Below are 15,734 nucleotides of genomic sequence, written 5' to 3' on the forward strand. Positions count from 1 at the left end.
TGGCTCACGAGAGCTTCGCTCTCGTGAACGCTTGCGCCCGCCTCCCGGCAGCGTGGCGCTACGCGCCACGGGCAACCGGCGGCGGAGCCGCCGGTGACTGCCCCTTTGAGTCCCGCCCCGCACAGCACCGCAACCGCGCCTCACGCCTCCCCAGCCTCGTCAGTCGCTTCCGCTTCGCTCCAGCGACTGACTCCCTCGCGCGTGCTCCTCGCGGCCGCCTCCGGCGGCCACTCGGAGGCACGCGCCGCCGCACCGCTCGGTTATAAATAACTCCCGGCGCACCGCGTCGCGATCGGTCACTCGGGTCCGCTCCGCAACGACACCTTATAAGCCGTCGCGGGCGGAACGGACTCGGTAATGCTGGACGGGGTCAACGTCGCGCTCGGCGTCTCGGGGAGCATCGCGGCGGTGAAGGTCGTCGAACTTGCCCACGAACTGCGCCGGTACGGCGCGAGCGTCCGCGCCGTCATGTCCCCGGCGGCGACGAACATCGTCCACCCGTGGGCGGTCGACTTCGCGACCGACGAGCCGACGGTCACCGAGATCACCGGGAGCGTGGAACACGTCGAGCTTTGCGGCCGCGAGGGGTGGGCCGACGTGCTCCTCTTGGCTCCGGCGACCGCGAACACCGCGGGGAAGGTCGCGGCCGCGGTCGACGACACGCCCGTGACGACCTGCGCGACGACGGCGCTGGGCGCGGACCTGCCGGTCGTGATGGCGCCCGCGATGCACGAGCCGATGTACGACCACCCGGGCGTCCTCGACGCGCTCGACTGCCTGGAGTCGTGGGGCGTCCGCTTCGCGGACCCCCGGATCGAGGAGGGGAAGGCGAAGATAGCGGCCGAGGACGATATCGTGACGGAGGTCGCGCGAGCGACGACCCCGCAGAGCCTCGCCGGGACGCACGTCGTCGTCACCGCGGGCGCGACGAAGGAGCGGATCGACCCGATCCGTATCCTGACGAACCGCGCGTCGGGGAAGACCGGCCGGGCGGTCGCTCGGGCGCTCTACGTCCGCGGCGCGCGGGTGACGCTCGTCCACGACGGGCCCGACGTCCCGTACGCCGACGCGGTCGCCGTCGAGACGGCCGACGAGATGATCGACGCCTGCCGGCGGACGGCCGCGACCGCCGACGCGCTGATCTCGGCGGCCGCCATCTCGGATTTCACCGCGGACGCAGTCGACCAGAAGATCCGATCCGGGTCGCCGCTGTCGGTCGATCTCCGGCCGACGCCGAAGCTCATCGACTCGGTCCGCGAGGCGTACCCCGACCTCCCCATCGTCGGGTTCAAGGCCGAGACCTCGGGCGACGACGCGGCGATGGTGTCCGAGGCCGAGCGGATCCGCGACCGCGTCGGCCTCTCCTTCGTCGTCGCCAACGACGCGAGCGTGATGGGCGGCGACGAGACGCGCGCGCTCCTCGTCGGCCGGACCGACCCCGACGAGTACGTCGGCGACAAGGACGGCCTCGGCGGGCGCGTGGCCGACGAACTCGCCGACGTACTCGGGTAATTCGGGGCCTCGACCGAGGTATAGCGAAATAGTTTTGGGCGTCCCATCGCTTGAACTCGGTGGATAGTCTCGTCGTTTTCGCGCGAAGACGCGAGAGATGGTTCACACATGTCAGACACAGACGCCCACCGCATACTCGTTCCCGTCGGCGACTCGGACACGCTCCGAGACACGGTCTCGTACGCCGTCGAGCGGGCGAGTGCGGCGGCACCGAACCGACCGGTCGAGTTCCACTTCGTCGTCGCGGCGGAGACGCAGTCGGTCGACCCGGACGCGCCCGAGGAGCTCGGCTCAGCGCGCGAACAGTTAGAGCGCGTCGCCCTCTGGGTCGAGGAGGACGCGGACTCCGCCGACGGCGCGACCGACGCGGCCGACGGCCCGCCGGACCGGTTCACCGTCGTCACCGACGTCGTCGGCACCGACCGGTACCTGTTCAGTCCGGGCGACTACGCCGACGCGCTCCTCGAGTACGCGGCCGAGACGGGGATCGACCGGATCGTCGTCGACCCGGAGTACAACCCCGCCGGCACCGCGTCGATGCTGCGGTCGATGTCGGTGGAGCTGGCCCGCGGCGACGTGCCGGTCGAGACGGCTCCGGACGACCGGCCGGCCCAGGGCGCGGTGCTCGCGCGCGCGGCGTCGCTGTCGAAGTACCTCTCCGTGTTCGTCGTCTCGTACCTGTTTTACATGTCGCTGAGCGCGTGGAAGCCGCTCGACTTCCTGACCGGCTTCGTGACGGCTTCGATCGTGTCCGTCGTCCTCGCGCCGGTCGTCGCGAACCGGTCGGCGCCGCTGGGGCTGACACTCCGGCGGCTCGCCCGCCTGGCGGTGTACGCCCCGTACCTCGTCAAGGAGATCGCGGTCGCGAACCTCCAGGTGGCGTACGTCGTCCTCCACCCCGACATGCCGATCGACCCGGAGGTCGTTCAGTTCCGGGCAGCGGTGTGGGGCGACGGGGCGGTGACGACGCTCGCGAACAGCATCACGCTCACGCCCGGGACCCTGACCGTCAACGTCTCCGAGCGCTCGTTCGACATTCACTCGCTGACCGCCGACTCCCGCGAGGACCTCTTCGACGGCGGGTTAGAGCGCGCGGTCCGGTTCGTCTTCTACGGTCGCGCGTCGGCGCGGATACCGACGCCGCGCGAGCGCGACGACGCCGGGGAGGGCCGGGATGGTTGAGTTCGAGACGGCGCTTCTGGCCATCGCTGCGGCCTTCGTGCTCTTCGCGGTCGTCGCGCTGTACCGGGTGTACGCCGGGCCGACGAACCATGACCGCGTCATCGCGGTGAACGTCGCCGGGACGAACACCGTCATCGCCATCACGCTCGTCGCGGCGGCGTACCAGGAGTCGACGTTCCTCGACGTGGCGCTCGTGTACGCCCTGTTGAACTTCCTGCTGTCGATAGCGTTCTCGAAGTTCAACGTCGAACGCGGGGGTGTGCTGTGACGCCGGCCGAGTGGGGCATCGTCGCCCTCGCGCTCGCGGGCGCCTTCTTCGGCGGCGTCGCGGCGGTCGGCCTCGTCCGGCTCCCGGACGTCTACACCCGGTCGCACGCGGCCTCGAAGAGCGACACGCTGGGGGCCATCCTCACGGTCGCCGCGGCCGCGCTCGCGCTCCAGTCCGGACTCTCGACGGCAAAGTCGGTGTTCCTCCTGTTGTTCATGTTCATCACGAACCCGACGGCGGCACACGCCGTCGCCCGCGCCGCACAGGACCAGGGAATCGAACCGTGGACCGCCGACGAGGGGGACGACTGATGCCGATCACGCTCGTCGAGGCCGCGCTGCTGACGTTCGTCCTCGGCTGCGCCCTCGGTGCGGCCCTGCTTGAGGACACGCTGGCGGCGGTGATGGCCTTCGCGGCGTACAGCCTAGGCGTCTCGGTGCTCTGGCTCGTGCTTCAGGCCCCGGACGTCGGCCTCACCGAGGCGGCGGTCGGCGCCGGCATCATGACCGTGCTGTTCCTCTTGGCGCTGTCGAACACCGTCTCGCCGGACGCGGACCGGCTGTTCGAGCCGATCCGCTGGCGGACGGTGGCGCTGGTCGGCGGGTTCGTCCTGCTGATCGGCGCCACGGTCCCCGCGCTGCCGGCCATCGGCGACCCGAACTCGCCGGTCGTCGCCGGCGAGGTGAGCCAGTACTACCTGGCGAACGCGTACGCCGAGACGGAGGTCAGAAACGCCGTGACGGCTGTGTTGGCGGCCTACCGAGGCTTCGACACGCTCGGCGAGGGCGTGGTCGTCTTCTCCGCGGTGGTCGTCACGCTGTCCGTCCTCCGCCGCGAGGTGGTGGCATGAGTACCGACGACGCTGGCCGGAACGCCGGCGACGCGGACGGCGCCGCAGGCCCGGACGCCGCCGACTCCCCCGACGCGGACGGCGACGAGGCGGCGCCCGGCCTGTACGTCGAGTCCACGATCATCATGACGACCGTCCGGCTCGTCTCCCCGTTCATCCTCACGTTCGCGCTGTTCATCATGTTCCACGGCGCGGATACCCCTGGCGGCGGGTTCCAGGGCGGCGTCATCGCCGGTTCGGTCGTGATGATGCTCGCGTTCGCCTACGGTATCGACTCGACCCGGCAGTGGCTCGACGGCCGCGTGATCGCGGCGCTGGCCTCCGGCGGCGTGTACGTCTTCGTCGGGATCGGTCTCGGCGCGATCGCGCTCGGCGGACAGTTCCTCCAGTACGCGGAGTACGAGGCGCTGTTCGGGCACGCGATCAAGTACGCGATCGAACTCGTCGAACTCAGCATCGGCGCCATCGTCGCCGCCGTCGCGATCGGGCTCTTCTTCCTGCTCGCGGCCGGCTTCGACCACGCCATCGAGGAGGACCCGTCATGACGCTCGACCTGCTCACGACTCACTACAACTACTACGCGGTCGCCCTGCTGCTCGGAATCGGCCTGTACACCGTCATCGAGTCGCCGAACCTCGTGAAGAAGGTCATCGGAATGAACGTGTTCCAGACCGGGATATTCCTGTTTTTCATCACGCTCGCGTTCCGCAACGGCGGGAATCCCCCGGTCATCACCGAGGGCGCCGGCCCGTACGTCAGCCCGCTCCCGCACGTGCTCATCCTGACCGCCATCGTCGTCGGGGTGAGCCTGACGGCGGTGGCGCTCGCGCTCGTCGTGCGCGTCTACTCGGAGTACGGCACGCTCGACGAAGACACCTTGGAGCAACTCTACCATGATTGAACACCTCATCGTCCTGTTGGTCGTCCTGCCGATCCTCGGCGCCGCGGTCCCGCCGCTGGCCAGCCTGCGTTACGACCGCGTCGGGTGGGCGGTCGCGACGGCGACGACGCTCGGTCACGCCGCGTTCGCCGCCGCGCTCGCGTGGACCGTCTGGACCGACGGCACCGTGCGGTACGCGGTCGGCGGCTTCGCCGCTCCGTACGGGATCGAACTCGTCGCCGACGGGCTGACGATCCTGCTCGTCGCCCTCGTCAGCGCCGTCTCGCTCGGCGTGCTCGCGTACGCCAGACACGCCGGCCCGCACGCGAACACGTTCTACTCGCAGTTCCTCCTGCTCGTCGCCGGCCTGTCCGGGATGACGGTGACGGGAGACGTGTTCAACCTGTACGTCTTCCTCGAGATCACGGGGCTCGCGGCGTACGGGCTCGTCGCGAGCGGCCCGGGGGCGCGGTCGGCCGTCGCGGCCCTGAAGTACCTCGTCATCGGGACCATCGGCGCGTCGCTGTACCTGCTCGGCGTCGGCTACGCGCTCGCCGCCACCGGCACGCTGAACATGGCCGACCTCAGCGTCAAACTCGCCGAGGTCGGCTACGACTCGACGCTCGTCTTGACCGCGTTCGGGCTGATAGTCGCCGGCCTGACGGTGAAGGTCGCGCTGTTCCCGCTCCACACCTGGCAGCCCGACGCGTACGCCGACTCGCTCGACAGCGTGAGCGCGTTCATCTCGGCGCTCGTCTCGACCGTGTCGGCGTACGCGCTCGCTCGCGTGCTGTTCTCGGTGTTCACGGTCGACTTCCTCGAGGCCGTCCCCACCGCGCGTTGGGCGCTGGTGGGCGTCGCCTGCGTCAGCATCGTCGCCGGGAGCGGCCTCGCGGTCGCGCAGTCCGACGTGCGTCGGATGCTGGCGTACTCGTCGGTGTCGCAGTTCGGACTCGTCATCGCCGGCTTCGCCATCGCGACGCCGCTGGCCGTCGTCGGCGCGACCGTCCACCTCGTCGGCCACGCGGTGATGAAGGGCGGCCTCTTCGCCGTCACCGGGATCATCGAGCGCAGGACCGGCGCGACGACGGTCGGCGGCTACGCCGGCATGGGCGGTCGCGTTCCGGTCGCCGCCGGCGTCTTCACGCTGTTGGCGCTCGCGATGGTCGGGGTCCCGCCCGCCATCGGGTTCGTCGGGAAGTGGTACATCGTCCTCGGCGCCGTCGACGCCGGCGTCTGGCCGGTGGTCGTCGTCCTCCTGGCGAGCACGCTGTTGACGCTGGCGTACTTCGCTCGGCTCGGCGAGCGACTCTACTTCGCCGAGCCGACGATCACGTCGGGGTCGACCGCCGCGACCGACGGCGGCGAGAGCGTCTCGACCGGGATGATCGTGACCGTCGTCGTCGCTGCCGTCCTCGCCGTCGCGCTCACGGCCGCAGTGCCAGTGATCGACCAGCTGATCGACCAGACCGTGTTCGAGTTGATACGCCAATGACCGACGTCGCCTCCCTTCGACCGTTGTTCGCCGTGCTCGTGTCGGCCGTGGCCATCCCGATCATCCTCTCGCTGCGGTCGCGGCCGAACGTCCGAGAGGGGGTCACCCTCGCCGTCGCCGCGACGAAGTTCGGCCTCGTGGCGAGCATGGTGCCGGGGGTCCTCGCGGGCACCACCTACGTCACGCGGATCGGCGAGTTCGGGAACGGGATCTCGCTCGCGCTCCGCGCGGACCCGCTCGGGATCCTGTTCGCGCTGCTCGCGAGCCTCCTGTGGATCGTGACGAGCTTCTACTCCATCGGGTACATGCGCGGGCTGAGCGAACACGCGCAGACCCGCTACTTCGCCTCCTTCGCCGCCAGCCTCGCGTGTGCCGTCGGCGTCGCGTTCGGGGCGAACCTCGTCACCCTGTTCGTCTTCTACGAGCTGCTGACGGTGTCGACGTACCCGCTCGTCACGCACGACGAGACGGACGAGGCCCGCGCGGCCGGCCGGAAGTACCTCACGTACACCTTCGGCGGCGGCGTCGCCGTCCTCGGCGGGACGGCGCTCGTCTACGTGCTGACGGGCACTACGGCGTTCACGCCGGGCGGCATCGAGGCGCTCGCGACCGCGGACCCGACGCTGGCGCGGGCGGCGTTCGCCCTCTTAGCGGGCGGGTTCGGCGTCAAGGCGGCGCTGATGCCCGTCCACTCGTGGCTCCCCGACGCGATGGTCGCGCCGACGCCGGTCTCGGGACTGCTCCACGCGGTCGCGGTCGTCAAGAGCGGTATCTTCGGCATCGCCCGCGTCGTCCTCGACGTGTTCGGGACGGAGACGATGGCGGAGCTGGGCGTGGCGCTGCCGCTCGCGGCGGTCGCGGCGATCACGCTCCTGACCGCGAGCGTCATCGCGCTCAGACAGGACAACCTCAAGCGGCGGCTGGCGTACTCGACGATCAGCCAGCTGTCGTACATCGTCCTCGGGCTCGCGCTGTTGGAGGGCGACGCGCTGATCGGCGGGCTGCTCCACATCCCGGCGCACGCGTTCATGAAGCTCACCCTGTTCTTCTGCGCGGGCGCGATCCACGTCGAGACGCACACGGACGACATCAGCGACATGGCGGGCATCGGCGACCGGATGCCGCTGACGATGGCGGCGTTCGCCGTCGCCGCCGCGGGGATGGCCGGGATCCCTCTGGTCGCCGGGTTCGTCAGTAAGTGGTACATCGTCATCGGCGCGCTGCAGGGCGGTGGCCTCGTCTTCGCCGCCGCGCTGTTGATCTCCGGCGTCCTCAACATCGCGTACTTCTGGCCGGTCGTCTACCAGGCGTACTTCGAGTCGCCCGAGGGGCACGACGAGAAGCCCCTCCTGTCCGCGCCGCTGGGGGGCCGCAGCGGGCCTCGCGCCGACGGCGGCGGCGAGACCGAGGCGTACGGCGACGCCTCCGCCGCCGAGACCCACGACGACGCGCACGGCGCTGAAACCCACGAGGACGGTCACGACGTCGAGAGCCGCGACGACGGTCACCGCGGTCACCACGGCGGGCCGCCGGCGAGCGGCTGGGACGTCCGCGGGTGGCGCGGCGCCGAGAGCACGTGGTTCATGCTCGGGCCGATCTTGACGGCCGCGAGCCTGTCGGTCCTGCTCGGGGTCGTCCCGCGGACCGCCGTCTTCCTCAGGATCGTCGAGACCGTCGTCGGCTCGCTCCCGGGGGTGGTGGTCTGATGACGAACGCCCTGACCGCCCTTCCGCCGGGACCGGTGCTGCTGGCGGTGGCCGTGCTGATCGCGCTGCTGTCCCGGCGGGTCGGCCACGCGCTCGGCGTCGCCGCCTCCGGGGCGGCGGTCGCCTGGGCGTGGACCGTCCCGGCCGGCGCGCATCTCCAGGCCACGTTCCTCGGCTTCGACGCCGTCCTGCTCAACGTCGACGAGTTCTCGCGGCTGATGGGGCTGATATTCGGGATTATCGGCGCCGTCGCCGTCCTGTACTCGTACGCGAGCGAGGCCGAGAGCGTTCAGACCGCGTTCGCGTTCTCGTACGTGGCGACGAGCTACGGCGCGGTGTTCGCGGGTGACTGGCTCACGCTGCTGTTCTTCTGGGAGCTGATGGCCGTCACCAGTACGCTGCTCGTCTGGCACTACCGGGGCGAGGCGGTCCGGGCCGGCTTCCGCTACGCACTGTTCCACGGGCTCGGCGGCACGCTGCTGATGGCCGCCGTCCTCGGTAACTACGTCGCGAAGGGGACCTTCCTGTTTGCGACCGTTCCCGGCGGCCCCGAGACCGCGGGGATGGTCGCCGGGCTGCCGGCCGCGCTCGCCGCGGTCGGAATCGGCGTCAACGTCGGGTTCATCGGCCTCCACGCGTGGCTCCCCGACACCTACCCGCGCCCCCACATCGCCGCCAGCGTCTTCCTCTGCGTGTTCACCACGAAGACCGGCGTCTACGGGATGTACCGGGCGTTCCCCGACGGCCACGTCGCCATCGCGTACATGGGCGGCGGGATGGCCGTCTTCGGGGCGACCTTCGCGCTGTTCCAGAACGACATGCGCCGGCTCCTCTCGTACCACATCCAGTCGCAGGTCGGCTACATGATCGCCGGCGTCGGCATCGGGTCGGCGCTGTCTCAGGCCGGCGCGTTCGCCCACGTCTTCAACCACATCCTCTACAAGGGGCTCCTCTTCATGACGGCCGGCGTCGTCGTCTACCGGACCGGCGAGGAGAACCTGAAGAAGCTCGGCGGCCTCGCCCGCGAGATGCCGCTCACCGCGGGGGCGTTCGTCGTCGCCGCGCTCTCGATCGCCGGGTTCCCCGGGTTCAACGGCTTCGTCAGCAAGGGGATAATCATCTCCGGAAGCCACTACACGTTCGGCAAGGGGCCGCTCCCGCTCGGGGGGTTCGGCACGCTGGAGTGGCTGCTCCTGCTCGGCGGAGTCGGGACGTTCATGTCGTTCATCAAGTTCGGCTACTACGCGTTCTTCCACGGCGAGTACGACGGCGAGGTCGAGGACGCCAACCGCGGCCAGGCCGCCGCGATGGTGACCGTCGCCGTCCTCTGTGTGGCCTACGGGATCTTCGACGGCGCGCTGTTCGCGCTGTTGCCCTTCGACGTGACCGACGGCGCCGTGGTCGACCACGTCTACGTGACCTACACCGTCCCCCACGTCATCGAAGGCGCGCTGCTCGGCGTCCTCGGGCTGATCGGCTTCGCGCTCACGAAGAAGCCGCTCTCGAAGCTCGGGCGCGTCCCCGATGTCGACTCCCTGTACAACCCCGCAGTGTTCTACGGGTCCCGCGGGCTCGTCGTCGGCGTCACGGAGCTCTACGCCGCCGTCGACCGCGCCGCGGTCGGCTTCGCCCGGCTGACGATCCGGACCGTCACCGAACCGCAGGCGGCGGTCCGGCGAGTCGGCGGCGACGTCGACATCAAGTCCGGCATCGGGCGCAGCGTGCTGGTCTTGACGGTGGCGGTCGGCGTCGCGCTGTTCGCGGTCTTCCTGCTCTGAGCGGTTCCGGGCCGCCCGCTCCGGGCGTCTCACCGACCGGTCGTTCGGCTCGGTGTTCGGCGTCGATATCCCGGCGACGGTGCGGCCGGAGGAAAGCGAGAACGGGAGTCGGAACGCGGTACGGACCTGTCGAAAACGTGTGTCTCGACGTCAGTACTCCTCGTACGCGAGGTTCATCATCCACTGCGAGAAGGCGTCGGCCTGCGGGTCGACCTCCTCCTCGCCGATGAACGGCGAGAGCATGTCGTCGGCCATGAGCAGCGAGAAGTCCAGGTCGCGCGGCGCGGGCTCTAGGTAGTAGGTGTTGTGGCCGTCGTAGACGGTGTCCACACGCTGGATGAGTCCCGACTCCTCCAACGCCTCGGCGATGCGGCTCCCCTTCCGCGACGAGACGTCGAGTTCCTTCCAGAAGTCGCTCTGGTGGATGCCGCCGGTCTCGCGGATGAGTTCGAGGCCGGCCCGCTCGTCCGCCGACAGGTCGGACTCGATTTCGGACACGCTCATACTCTCTCACGCCTCCCGAATCGCTTAAAACTGGCTTTCCGGTCGCACGTCTCGCGCCGCGCGGCCGTCGTCTTACCGGCGAGTGAACGCGAACTCTCCGCGAGCCGGATCGACCGTCACGACCCCGACGCCGCGGAAGCCGAGGTTGAGCAGGTGCGGTCGACCGTCTGCCGCCTCGCCGGCGTCGTATCCGAACTCGTGCGAGTGGCCGCTGAACGCGGCGAACACGTCGTGGTCCCGAACCGCGAGGGCGAGCGCGATCGACCCGGTGTGGAGGTGCTCCCGGTCCGTCTCGCGCTCACCGACCGCGTGGTGGCGGTCGAACGACGCGCCGAACGGCGGTTGGTGGGTCGCGAGCAGCGCGTCGGAGCGACCGCGCAGGCGCTCCGACAGCCGCTCGTACGTCGCCTCGATCGCCTCGACGCCCCGGTGGAACGCGGCCGCCTCGTCGTCCGCGATCCCCAGCGACGCCGCGGCCTCCCGGACGGACGCGGACCCGCTGACGACGCGGTGACACGCGTCGAGCAGGTCCTCGGCGATCCGGTCGGCTTCGTAGCGGCGGTCCTCGCGGGGGACCGACCGGGGGTCGAGCGCGTCGAACTCGGTCTGCGGAAGCGGCGGGGTGAGCGACCGGCGCTCGCAGCCCCAGCCGACGACGGCGAGGTCCCCGAGCGTCCGGGCGCTCAGGTGTCCCGCGGTGGCGCCGTCGACGGGGTCGACCACCCCCTCCGGCATCGGGGCGGGGTCGTGGTTCCCCGGCACGTAGACGACCGGAACGTCCGGGGCGAGCCGCTCGACGAACCGACGCGCCAGGTCGGCGTCGTCGTCGCCCGCGCGGTGCGTGAGGTCGCCGACGATCAAGGCGGCGTCGACGCCCTCGGGCGGCGACACCGCGTCGAGGTCGTAGTCGCTGGCCGCGGGCTTCAGGTGGAGGTCGCCGCAGACGAGGAGCCGCATCGTCTCGGCGTTCGCGTCCGGAGTCAAAACGTCCCGGGAGGCACGGTACCGCGGCGCACGGCGGACCGACCGGGACGCGACCGCGTCCGACCCGTTAGGTCCCGCCGTCCGCGAAGTCGGCGGGGAGCCGCACCGGTTCCGCGGGCGTCTCGCAGGGGGGGCCGTCGGCGTACGCCATCTCGGGGCCCGAGCCGGTCCGGATCCGGGTGAACGACCGGGTTCCGAAGGCGTCGCCGTGGAGGCAGGCGCCGTACTCGTGGTCCGCGAGGACGCCGCTCGCGCGGTCGAGCCACGACGACCCCGACTCGCCCGGTTCCGGGACGAGCGCGGCCGCGATCCGTCTGGCGCTGTCGGCGCGCTCCTCGCCGAACTCCCGTCGCCGCCGGGGGACCGCGAACCGCTCCGCCCCGTTGACCACGCCGCCGACGTTGCCGACGACGTGGACGCCCGGGTCGAGTCGGGTCACGGCGAGGCCGCCGTCGTACGTCAGGAGGAACGCCGCTCGACCGTCGGCCAGCACGAGGTTGAAGCCGTCGTACGCGCGCTCGTCGAGCTCGTTCTCGACCGTTCGGACCGCGTCCTCCGCGTCGGCGGCCGTCAGGCAGTCGCGGACGAGCAGCCCCCGCGAGCGCTCGCCCTCGCCGTCGGCGTCGAGCCACCGGTTCGTGACGGCGACGACGAGTCCGCTCTCGGAGACGCCGATCCACGTGCCGCCGGCCTCCGCGTCGCGCGGAGCGACGTATCGGACTCCGTCGCCGTCGGCCGTTCGGAGCGCCGGCGGTTCGCTCGGGCGGTCGAGCGCCTCGTCGCGGGTGGCCGCGAGCGCGACGGGGGCGTCGCCGAACGCCCGCCACGCGAGGGTCAGGGTACACACGCCCGAAGACACGCCCGAGCGACTGAAAACTCCACGGGGAATCCGCCGCACGTGTTTACTCGTAATAAAAGAAATCTTTTGGTGACTGGCCGCTTTGGTCCAGACATGAACGCGATTGCCGTCTACGAGGGAGCCGACGAACCGGTCGTGACAGCGAAGCCGCGACCGGAGCCCGCGCCCGGCGAGGCGCTGGTTCGGACCCTGCGGGTCGGCGTGGACGGGACCGACCACGAGGTCATCGCCGGCGGCCACGGCGGCGCGCCCGCGGGCGAGGACCACCTCGTGCTCGGCCACGAGGCCGTCGGCGTGGTCGAGGACCCGAACGACACGCCGTTCGAGGCCGGCGACGTCGTCGTCCCGACGGTTCGACGGCCGCCGAACGGCGCCAACGAGTACTTCGCGCGCGGCGAGCCAGACATGGCGCCGGACGGCGAGTACCACGAGCGCGGCATCGTCGGCGCGCACGGGTTCATGGCGGAGTACTTCACCAGCCCGGCGGAGTTCCTCGTCGAGATCCCGCCGGCGCTCGCGGAGTGGGGGTTCCTCGTCGAGCCGATCTCGATCGCGGAGAAGGCGATCGAGCACGCGTACGCCAGCCGGTCGGCGTTCAGCTGGGAGCCCGAGTCGGCGCTCGTGTTGGGGAACGGGTCGCTCGGCCTCCTGACGGTCGCGACCCTCGACGAGGAGTTCGACCGGATCTACTGTCTCGGACGGCGCGACCGCCCCGACCCGACGATCGACATCATCGAGTCGCTGGGGGCGACGTACGTGAACTCGAACAGGACCTCGGTCCCCGAGGTCCCCGAGGCGTACGAGCCGATGGACTTCGTCTTCGAGGCGACCGGCTACGCGCCCCACGCCTTCGAGACGATCGAGGCGCTCGCGCCAAACGGCGTCGGCGCGCTCCTCGGCGTCCCCGGCGACTGGGAGTTCGAGATCGACGGCGGCCGGCTCCACCGCGAGTTCGTCCTCCACAACAAGGCGCTCGTCGGCAGCGTCAACTCCGGCTACGGCCACTTCGAGTCGGCGGTCGAGTCGCTTGCGGGGCTCTCAGAGGCGTTCTTGGGCGATCTCGTGACCGGCGTCCACGGCCTCGACGAGTTCGAGGCCGCGTTCGCGGATGACGACACGACTATTAAAACGGCGGTCGAATTTGCCGCGTATGAAGAACGTTGACGACCTCATCGACAGCGCGGCCGAGCTCGCGGAACACGGCCTCTCGAAGGGCGAAATCGCCGACGAACTGAACGTCTCCCGCGAGACGGCGAGCTGGCTGGTCGAGCGCGGCGGCGGCTCGGACGCCGTCGAGGCGGGCGACGGGGCGACCGCGTCCGCCGACATCCACGTCGACTGGTCGGCGCTCGGCCGCGACTCGACCCGTCTCGGCTACGCGGCGAGCGCGATGGCGGACCTCTTGGCCAAGCAGGGCGAGGAGGTCGATCTCACCGTCGGTATCGAGAAGGCGGGCGCGCCGCTCGCGACCGCGGTCGCGGACCGGCTCGACACCGATCTCGGCACGTACGCGCCCGCGAAACACCAGTGGGACGAGGGGGATATCGACGAACAGGGCGGCGGCTTCTCGCGGAACTTCGCCGCCATCCGGAACCGCGACTGCTACGTCGTCGACGACATCATCACGTCGGGGACGACGATGCGGGAGTCGATCGACGCGATCCGCGAACAGGGCGGCGAGCCGGCCGCGTGCGTGGTGTTGGTCGACAAGCGGGGATACGACGAGATCGACGACGTGCCGGTGTACTCGCTCGTCGACGTCGTCCGCGTCGACCGTGAGGAGTAGGCGGCGCGCCGCCCGCGCGCCCGACGGTCGGTCGTCTCGCCGCCCGTCGGCGTGCGGAACCCATTTGCCTCGCCGCCGCGTACCCGACGCCATGACGTTCAGTCCCGAGACCGACGCCGACTCCGAGGAGATCGACGAGCGCGTCGAGACGACGATCGCCGACAACGACGTGGTGCTGTTCATGAAGGGCAACCGCCTGATGCCGCAGTGCGGCTACTCGAAGCGCGCGGTCGAACTGATCTCCCAGCACGTCGAGGAGTTCGAGACGGTCGACGTGCTGCCTGCGCTGCCGCAGTACCGCGAGGCGCTCGAATCGCGCAGCGGTTGGGAGACGATCCCGCAGACGTTCGTCGACGGCGAGTTCGTCGGCGGTAGCGACGTGCTCACCGAACTCGAAGAGCGCGGCGAGCTCGCGGCCGAGCTCGGCGCCGAGTGAGGCGTCGATCTAGACACTTCGAAGGGCAGTCCATATAAACCCACGGTGCGTAGAACGGGTAGACGCAGCGGCCGCCGCTGCCGCCGCGACCACCGGTTCGACCCCACCGCATTCCACAAACAATGACAGGCCGCGTGTTCCGACTTCATTCGACGCTCGAACTGCCACTCGAAGACGTAGAGACGTACTTCGACGAAGATCCCGATCTGCCGCCGGAGATCGACGACATCGACATCACGCGTCGAAACAACACACTCATCATCAAGGCCCTGTCCGACGACGAGTCGATCAGCAAGTACACCCCCACCGCCCAGCTGAAGGCGTCGGTCACCGAGACCCGCGTCTGGGAGGAGGAACCGCCCCGCGCCGGCGGCCCCCAGTGGATGGACGACGAGGAGGAGGAGATCCCGTCCGAGCTCGTCGAGTTCGCCTGCTTCAAGGGCGACCGCGAGACCGTCCTCCAGAACTCCGCGCTCCAGTACCCGATGTTCCGGGTGCTTCGGAAGATCGCGACGCTCTCCGAGAAGGGGACGCTGACCGCGATCACCGAGGAGGACGGCGAGCTCGAGGCGACGCGGATCGTCGAGGGCGAGCCCCGCCCCGCCAGCATCGAGGTCGTCGAGAGCCCGCAGGGCGCCGGCGAGGGCGGCGGCGGCGTCAACTGGCGCGACAACGAGTTCATCTCGGACTGAGACGGCGGGACTCCCCCAGCACCGCGGTGGGCGCCTCGACCGCCCGACCGCCGACGCTTTATCCGCGCGACTCTCTCCCCCTGTCATGAGCAACTGGGTGAGCCTCTTCTCCGGCGGCAAGGACTCCTCGTGGGCGCTGTACCGCGCGTTGGAGGAGGGCCTCGACGTCTCGCGGCTGTTGACCGTCCACCCCGCCGGCGACTCGTACATGTACCACACGCCGGCGACGGAACTCGCCTCGCTCGCGGCCGAAAGCGTCGGGATCGACCTCGTGGAGGTGTCGCCCGACGACTTCGGCGCGGACGACGTCGACGACGCGGGCGCACAGGGGGACGCCGAGTTGGAGCCGATGGAGGCGGCGCTCCGCGATATCGCCGCCGCGGACGCCGTCGACCTCGCGGGCGTCACCGCGGGGGCGGTCGAGAGCGAGTTCCAGACGAACCGGATCCGGGCGATGTGCGACCGCCTCGGGATCGACCTGTTCGCGCCGCTCTGGCAGCGGGACCCGGTCGAACTGGCGGAAGCGATGTTCGACGCCGGCTTCGAGATCCGAATCGTTCAGGTGGCGGCCTACGGGCTCGACGAGTCCTGGCTCGGGCGGCGCTTCGACGCGGCCGCGCTCGACGACCTGCTCGCGCTCCGCGAGGAGTACGGGGTCCACCAGCTGGGCGAGGGCGGCGAGTTCGAGACGTACGTCGTGGACGGCCCGCACATGGACCGCCGCATCGACCTGACGTACGACGCGGTGTGGGAGGGGGACCGCGGGCACGTCGAGATCCGGGACGCGCGGCTGGAGTAGGTG

General features: G+C 70.4%; 18 protein-coding genes. 15 read left to right on the top strand and 3 right to left on the bottom strand.

Going from position 1 to position 15,734, the window contains the following annotated elements; genetic code table 11:
* Positions 1–357 precede the first annotated feature (357 nt).
* From coaBC to BM286_RS09525, 10 genes are all read left to right on the top strand, one after another.
* The gene (gene coaBC, locus BM286_RS09480) at positions 358–1,512 is read left to right on the top strand and encodes a bifunctional phosphopantothenoylcysteine decarboxylase/phosphopantothenate--cysteine ligase CoaBC (protein ID WP_092921445.1); all 1,155 of its coding nucleotides are present in this window, start codon (positions 358–360) and stop codon (positions 1,510–1,512) included.
* A gap of 108 nt (positions 1,513–1,620) precedes the next feature.
* Positions 1,621–2,694, top strand: coding sequence for a monovalent cation/H+ antiporter subunit E (locus tag BM286_RS09485; RefSeq protein ID WP_092921447.1), 1,074 nt, complete (start codon positions 1,621–1,623; stop codon positions 2,692–2,694).
* Complete coding sequence (locus BM286_RS09490) at positions 2,687–2,962, top strand: cation:proton antiporter (protein WP_092921449.1); 276 nt, start codon at positions 2,687–2,689, stop codon at positions 2,960–2,962. Before BM286_RS09485 ends, BM286_RS09490 begins: the two co-directional genes overlap by 8 nt.
* Positions 2,959–3,273: a monovalent cation/H(+) antiporter subunit G gene (gene mnhG / locus BM286_RS09495; RefSeq protein WP_092921451.1), complete on the top strand. Its 315-nt coding sequence runs from the start codon at positions 2,959–2,961 to the stop codon at positions 3,271–3,273. Before BM286_RS09490 ends, mnhG begins: the two co-directional genes overlap by 4 nt.
* The gene (locus BM286_RS09500; protein WP_092921453.1) at positions 3,273–3,812 is read left to right on the top strand and encodes a DUF4040 domain-containing protein; all 540 of its coding nucleotides are present in this window, start codon (positions 3,273–3,275) and stop codon (positions 3,810–3,812) included. The genes mnhG and BM286_RS09500 overlap by 1 nt, the downstream gene beginning before the upstream one ends.
* The gene (locus tag BM286_RS09505) at positions 3,809–4,357 is read left to right on the top strand and encodes a Na(+)/H(+) antiporter subunit B (protein WP_092921455.1); all 549 of its coding nucleotides are present in this window, start codon (positions 3,809–3,811) and stop codon (positions 4,355–4,357) included. Before BM286_RS09500 ends, BM286_RS09505 begins: the two co-directional genes overlap by 4 nt.
* Positions 4,354–4,713 carry a cation:proton antiporter subunit C gene (locus tag BM286_RS09510; RefSeq protein ID WP_092921457.1) on the top strand — a complete coding sequence of 120 codons (360 nt, stop codon included), beginning with the start codon at positions 4,354–4,356 and terminating at the stop codon, positions 4,711–4,713. Before BM286_RS09505 ends, BM286_RS09510 begins: the two co-directional genes overlap by 4 nt.
* Positions 4,706–6,187 (top strand): monovalent cation/H+ antiporter subunit D family protein, encoded by a 1,482-nt coding sequence (locus tag BM286_RS09515; protein WP_092921459.1) that lies wholly within the window; start codon positions 4,706–4,708, stop codon positions 6,185–6,187. Before BM286_RS09510 ends, BM286_RS09515 begins: the two co-directional genes overlap by 8 nt.
* Positions 6,184–7,893 (top strand): cation:proton antiporter, encoded by a 1,710-nt coding sequence (locus BM286_RS09520; RefSeq protein ID WP_092921461.1) that lies wholly within the window; start codon positions 6,184–6,186, stop codon positions 7,891–7,893. The genes BM286_RS09515 and BM286_RS09520 overlap by 4 nt, the downstream gene beginning before the upstream one ends.
* Positions 7,893–9,671 (top strand): Na(+)/H(+) antiporter subunit D, encoded by a 1,779-nt coding sequence (locus BM286_RS09525; RefSeq protein WP_092921464.1) that lies wholly within the window; start codon positions 7,893–7,895, stop codon positions 9,669–9,671. The genes BM286_RS09520 and BM286_RS09525 overlap by 1 nt, the downstream gene beginning before the upstream one ends.
* Positions 9,672–9,821: 150 nt before the next feature.
* Here the strand turns inward: BM286_RS09525 and BM286_RS09530 are convergent, their stop codons facing one another.
* The 3 genes from BM286_RS09530 to BM286_RS09540 form a co-directional block, all read right to left on the bottom strand.
* A complete protein-coding gene (locus tag BM286_RS09530; RefSeq protein ID WP_092921466.1) occupies positions 9,822–10,175 on the bottom strand; it encodes a helix-turn-helix transcriptional regulator in 354 nt (117 codons plus the stop codon).
* 72 nt (positions 10,176–10,247) lie between these two features.
* Positions 10,248–11,132 carry a metallophosphoesterase family protein gene (locus tag BM286_RS09535; RefSeq protein ID WP_092921468.1) on the bottom strand — a complete coding sequence of 295 codons (885 nt, stop codon included), beginning with the start codon at positions 11,130–11,132 and terminating at the stop codon, positions 10,248–10,250.
* Between the two features lie 94 nt (positions 11,133–11,226).
* On the bottom strand, positions 11,227–12,006 hold the full coding sequence (locus BM286_RS09540) for an NRDE family protein (RefSeq protein ID WP_092921470.1): 780 nt from the start codon (positions 12,004–12,006) through the stop codon (positions 11,227–11,229).
* Positions 12,007–12,111: 105 nt separating this feature from the next.
* Here BM286_RS09540 and BM286_RS09545 point away from each other — a divergent pair, with 105 nt between their 5' ends.
* From BM286_RS09545 to BM286_RS09565, 5 genes are all read left to right on the top strand, one after another.
* On the top strand, positions 12,112–13,182 hold the full coding sequence (locus BM286_RS09545) for a glucose 1-dehydrogenase (protein WP_092921472.1): 1,071 nt from the start codon (positions 12,112–12,114) through the stop codon (positions 13,180–13,182).
* Positions 13,169–13,804, top strand: a complete 636-nt coding sequence (gene gfcR, locus BM286_RS09550) for a transcriptional regulator GfcR (protein WP_092921474.1) — start codon at positions 13,169–13,171, stop codon at positions 13,802–13,804. Before BM286_RS09545 ends, gfcR begins: the two co-directional genes overlap by 14 nt.
* A gap of 91 nt (positions 13,805–13,895) precedes the next feature.
* Entirely contained in the window at positions 13,896–14,240 is a 345-nt protein-coding gene (locus BM286_RS09555; RefSeq protein WP_092921476.1) for a glutaredoxin family protein, read from the top strand.
* A gap of 122 nt (positions 14,241–14,362) precedes the next feature.
* On the top strand, positions 14,363–14,932 hold the full coding sequence (locus BM286_RS09560) for a DUF7110 family protein (RefSeq protein ID WP_092921478.1): 570 nt from the start codon (positions 14,363–14,365) through the stop codon (positions 14,930–14,932).
* An 85-nt stretch (positions 14,933–15,017) separates the two neighbouring features.
* Entirely contained in the window at positions 15,018–15,731 is a 714-nt protein-coding gene (locus BM286_RS09565; protein ID WP_092921480.1) for a diphthine--ammonia ligase, read from the top strand.
* The last annotated feature ends 3 nt before the right edge of the window (positions 15,732–15,734 follow it).

The organism is Halorubrum sodomense (assembly GCF_900111935.1).
Classification (GTDB): domain Archaea; phylum Halobacteriota; class Halobacteria; order Halobacteriales; family Haloferacaceae; genus Halorubrum; species Halorubrum sodomense.

Coding starts and splice junctions, on each gene's coding strand:
- BM286_RS09555 (WP_092921476.1), top strand. CDS start 13,896: ATGACGTTCAGTCCCGAGACCGACGCCGACTCCGAGGAGATCGACGAG.
- BM286_RS09505 (WP_092921455.1), top strand. CDS start 3,809: ATGAGTACCGACGACGCTGGCCGGAACGCCGGCGACGCGGACGGCGCC.
- BM286_RS09520 (WP_092921461.1), top strand. CDS start 6,184: ATGACCGACGTCGCCTCCCTTCGACCGTTGTTCGCCGTGCTCGTGTCG.
- BM286_RS09525 (WP_092921464.1), top strand. CDS start 7,893: ATGACGAACGCCCTGACCGCCCTTCCGCCGGGACCGGTGCTGCTGGCG.
- gfcR (WP_092921474.1), top strand. CDS start 13,169: ATGAAGAACGTTGACGACCTCATCGACAGCGCGGCCGAGCTCGCGGAA.
- BM286_RS09560 (WP_092921478.1), top strand. CDS start 14,363: ATGACAGGCCGCGTGTTCCGACTTCATTCGACGCTCGAACTGCCACTC.
- BM286_RS09490 (WP_092921449.1), top strand. CDS start 2,687: ATGGTTGAGTTCGAGACGGCGCTTCTGGCCATCGCTGCGGCCTTCGTG.
- BM286_RS09530 (WP_092921466.1), bottom strand. CDS start 10,175: ATGAGCGTGTCCGAAATCGAGTCCGACCTGTCGGCGGACGAGCGGGCC.
- BM286_RS09515 (WP_092921459.1), top strand. CDS start 4,706: ATGATTGAACACCTCATCGTCCTGTTGGTCGTCCTGCCGATCCTCGGC.
- coaBC (WP_092921445.1), top strand. CDS start 358: ATGCTGGACGGGGTCAACGTCGCGCTCGGCGTCTCGGGGAGCATCGCG.
- BM286_RS09565 (WP_092921480.1), top strand. CDS start 15,018: ATGAGCAACTGGGTGAGCCTCTTCTCCGGCGGCAAGGACTCCTCGTGG.
- BM286_RS09510 (WP_092921457.1), top strand. CDS start 4,354: ATGACGCTCGACCTGCTCACGACTCACTACAACTACTACGCGGTCGCC.
- BM286_RS09545 (WP_092921472.1), top strand. CDS start 12,112: ATGAACGCGATTGCCGTCTACGAGGGAGCCGACGAACCGGTCGTGACA.
- BM286_RS09535 (WP_092921468.1), bottom strand. CDS start 11,132: ATGCGGCTCCTCGTCTGCGGCGACCTCCACCTGAAGCCCGCGGCCAGC.
- BM286_RS09500 (WP_092921453.1), top strand. CDS start 3,273: ATGCCGATCACGCTCGTCGAGGCCGCGCTGCTGACGTTCGTCCTCGGC.
- BM286_RS09485 (WP_092921447.1), top strand. CDS start 1,621: ATGTCAGACACAGACGCCCACCGCATACTCGTTCCCGTCGGCGACTCG.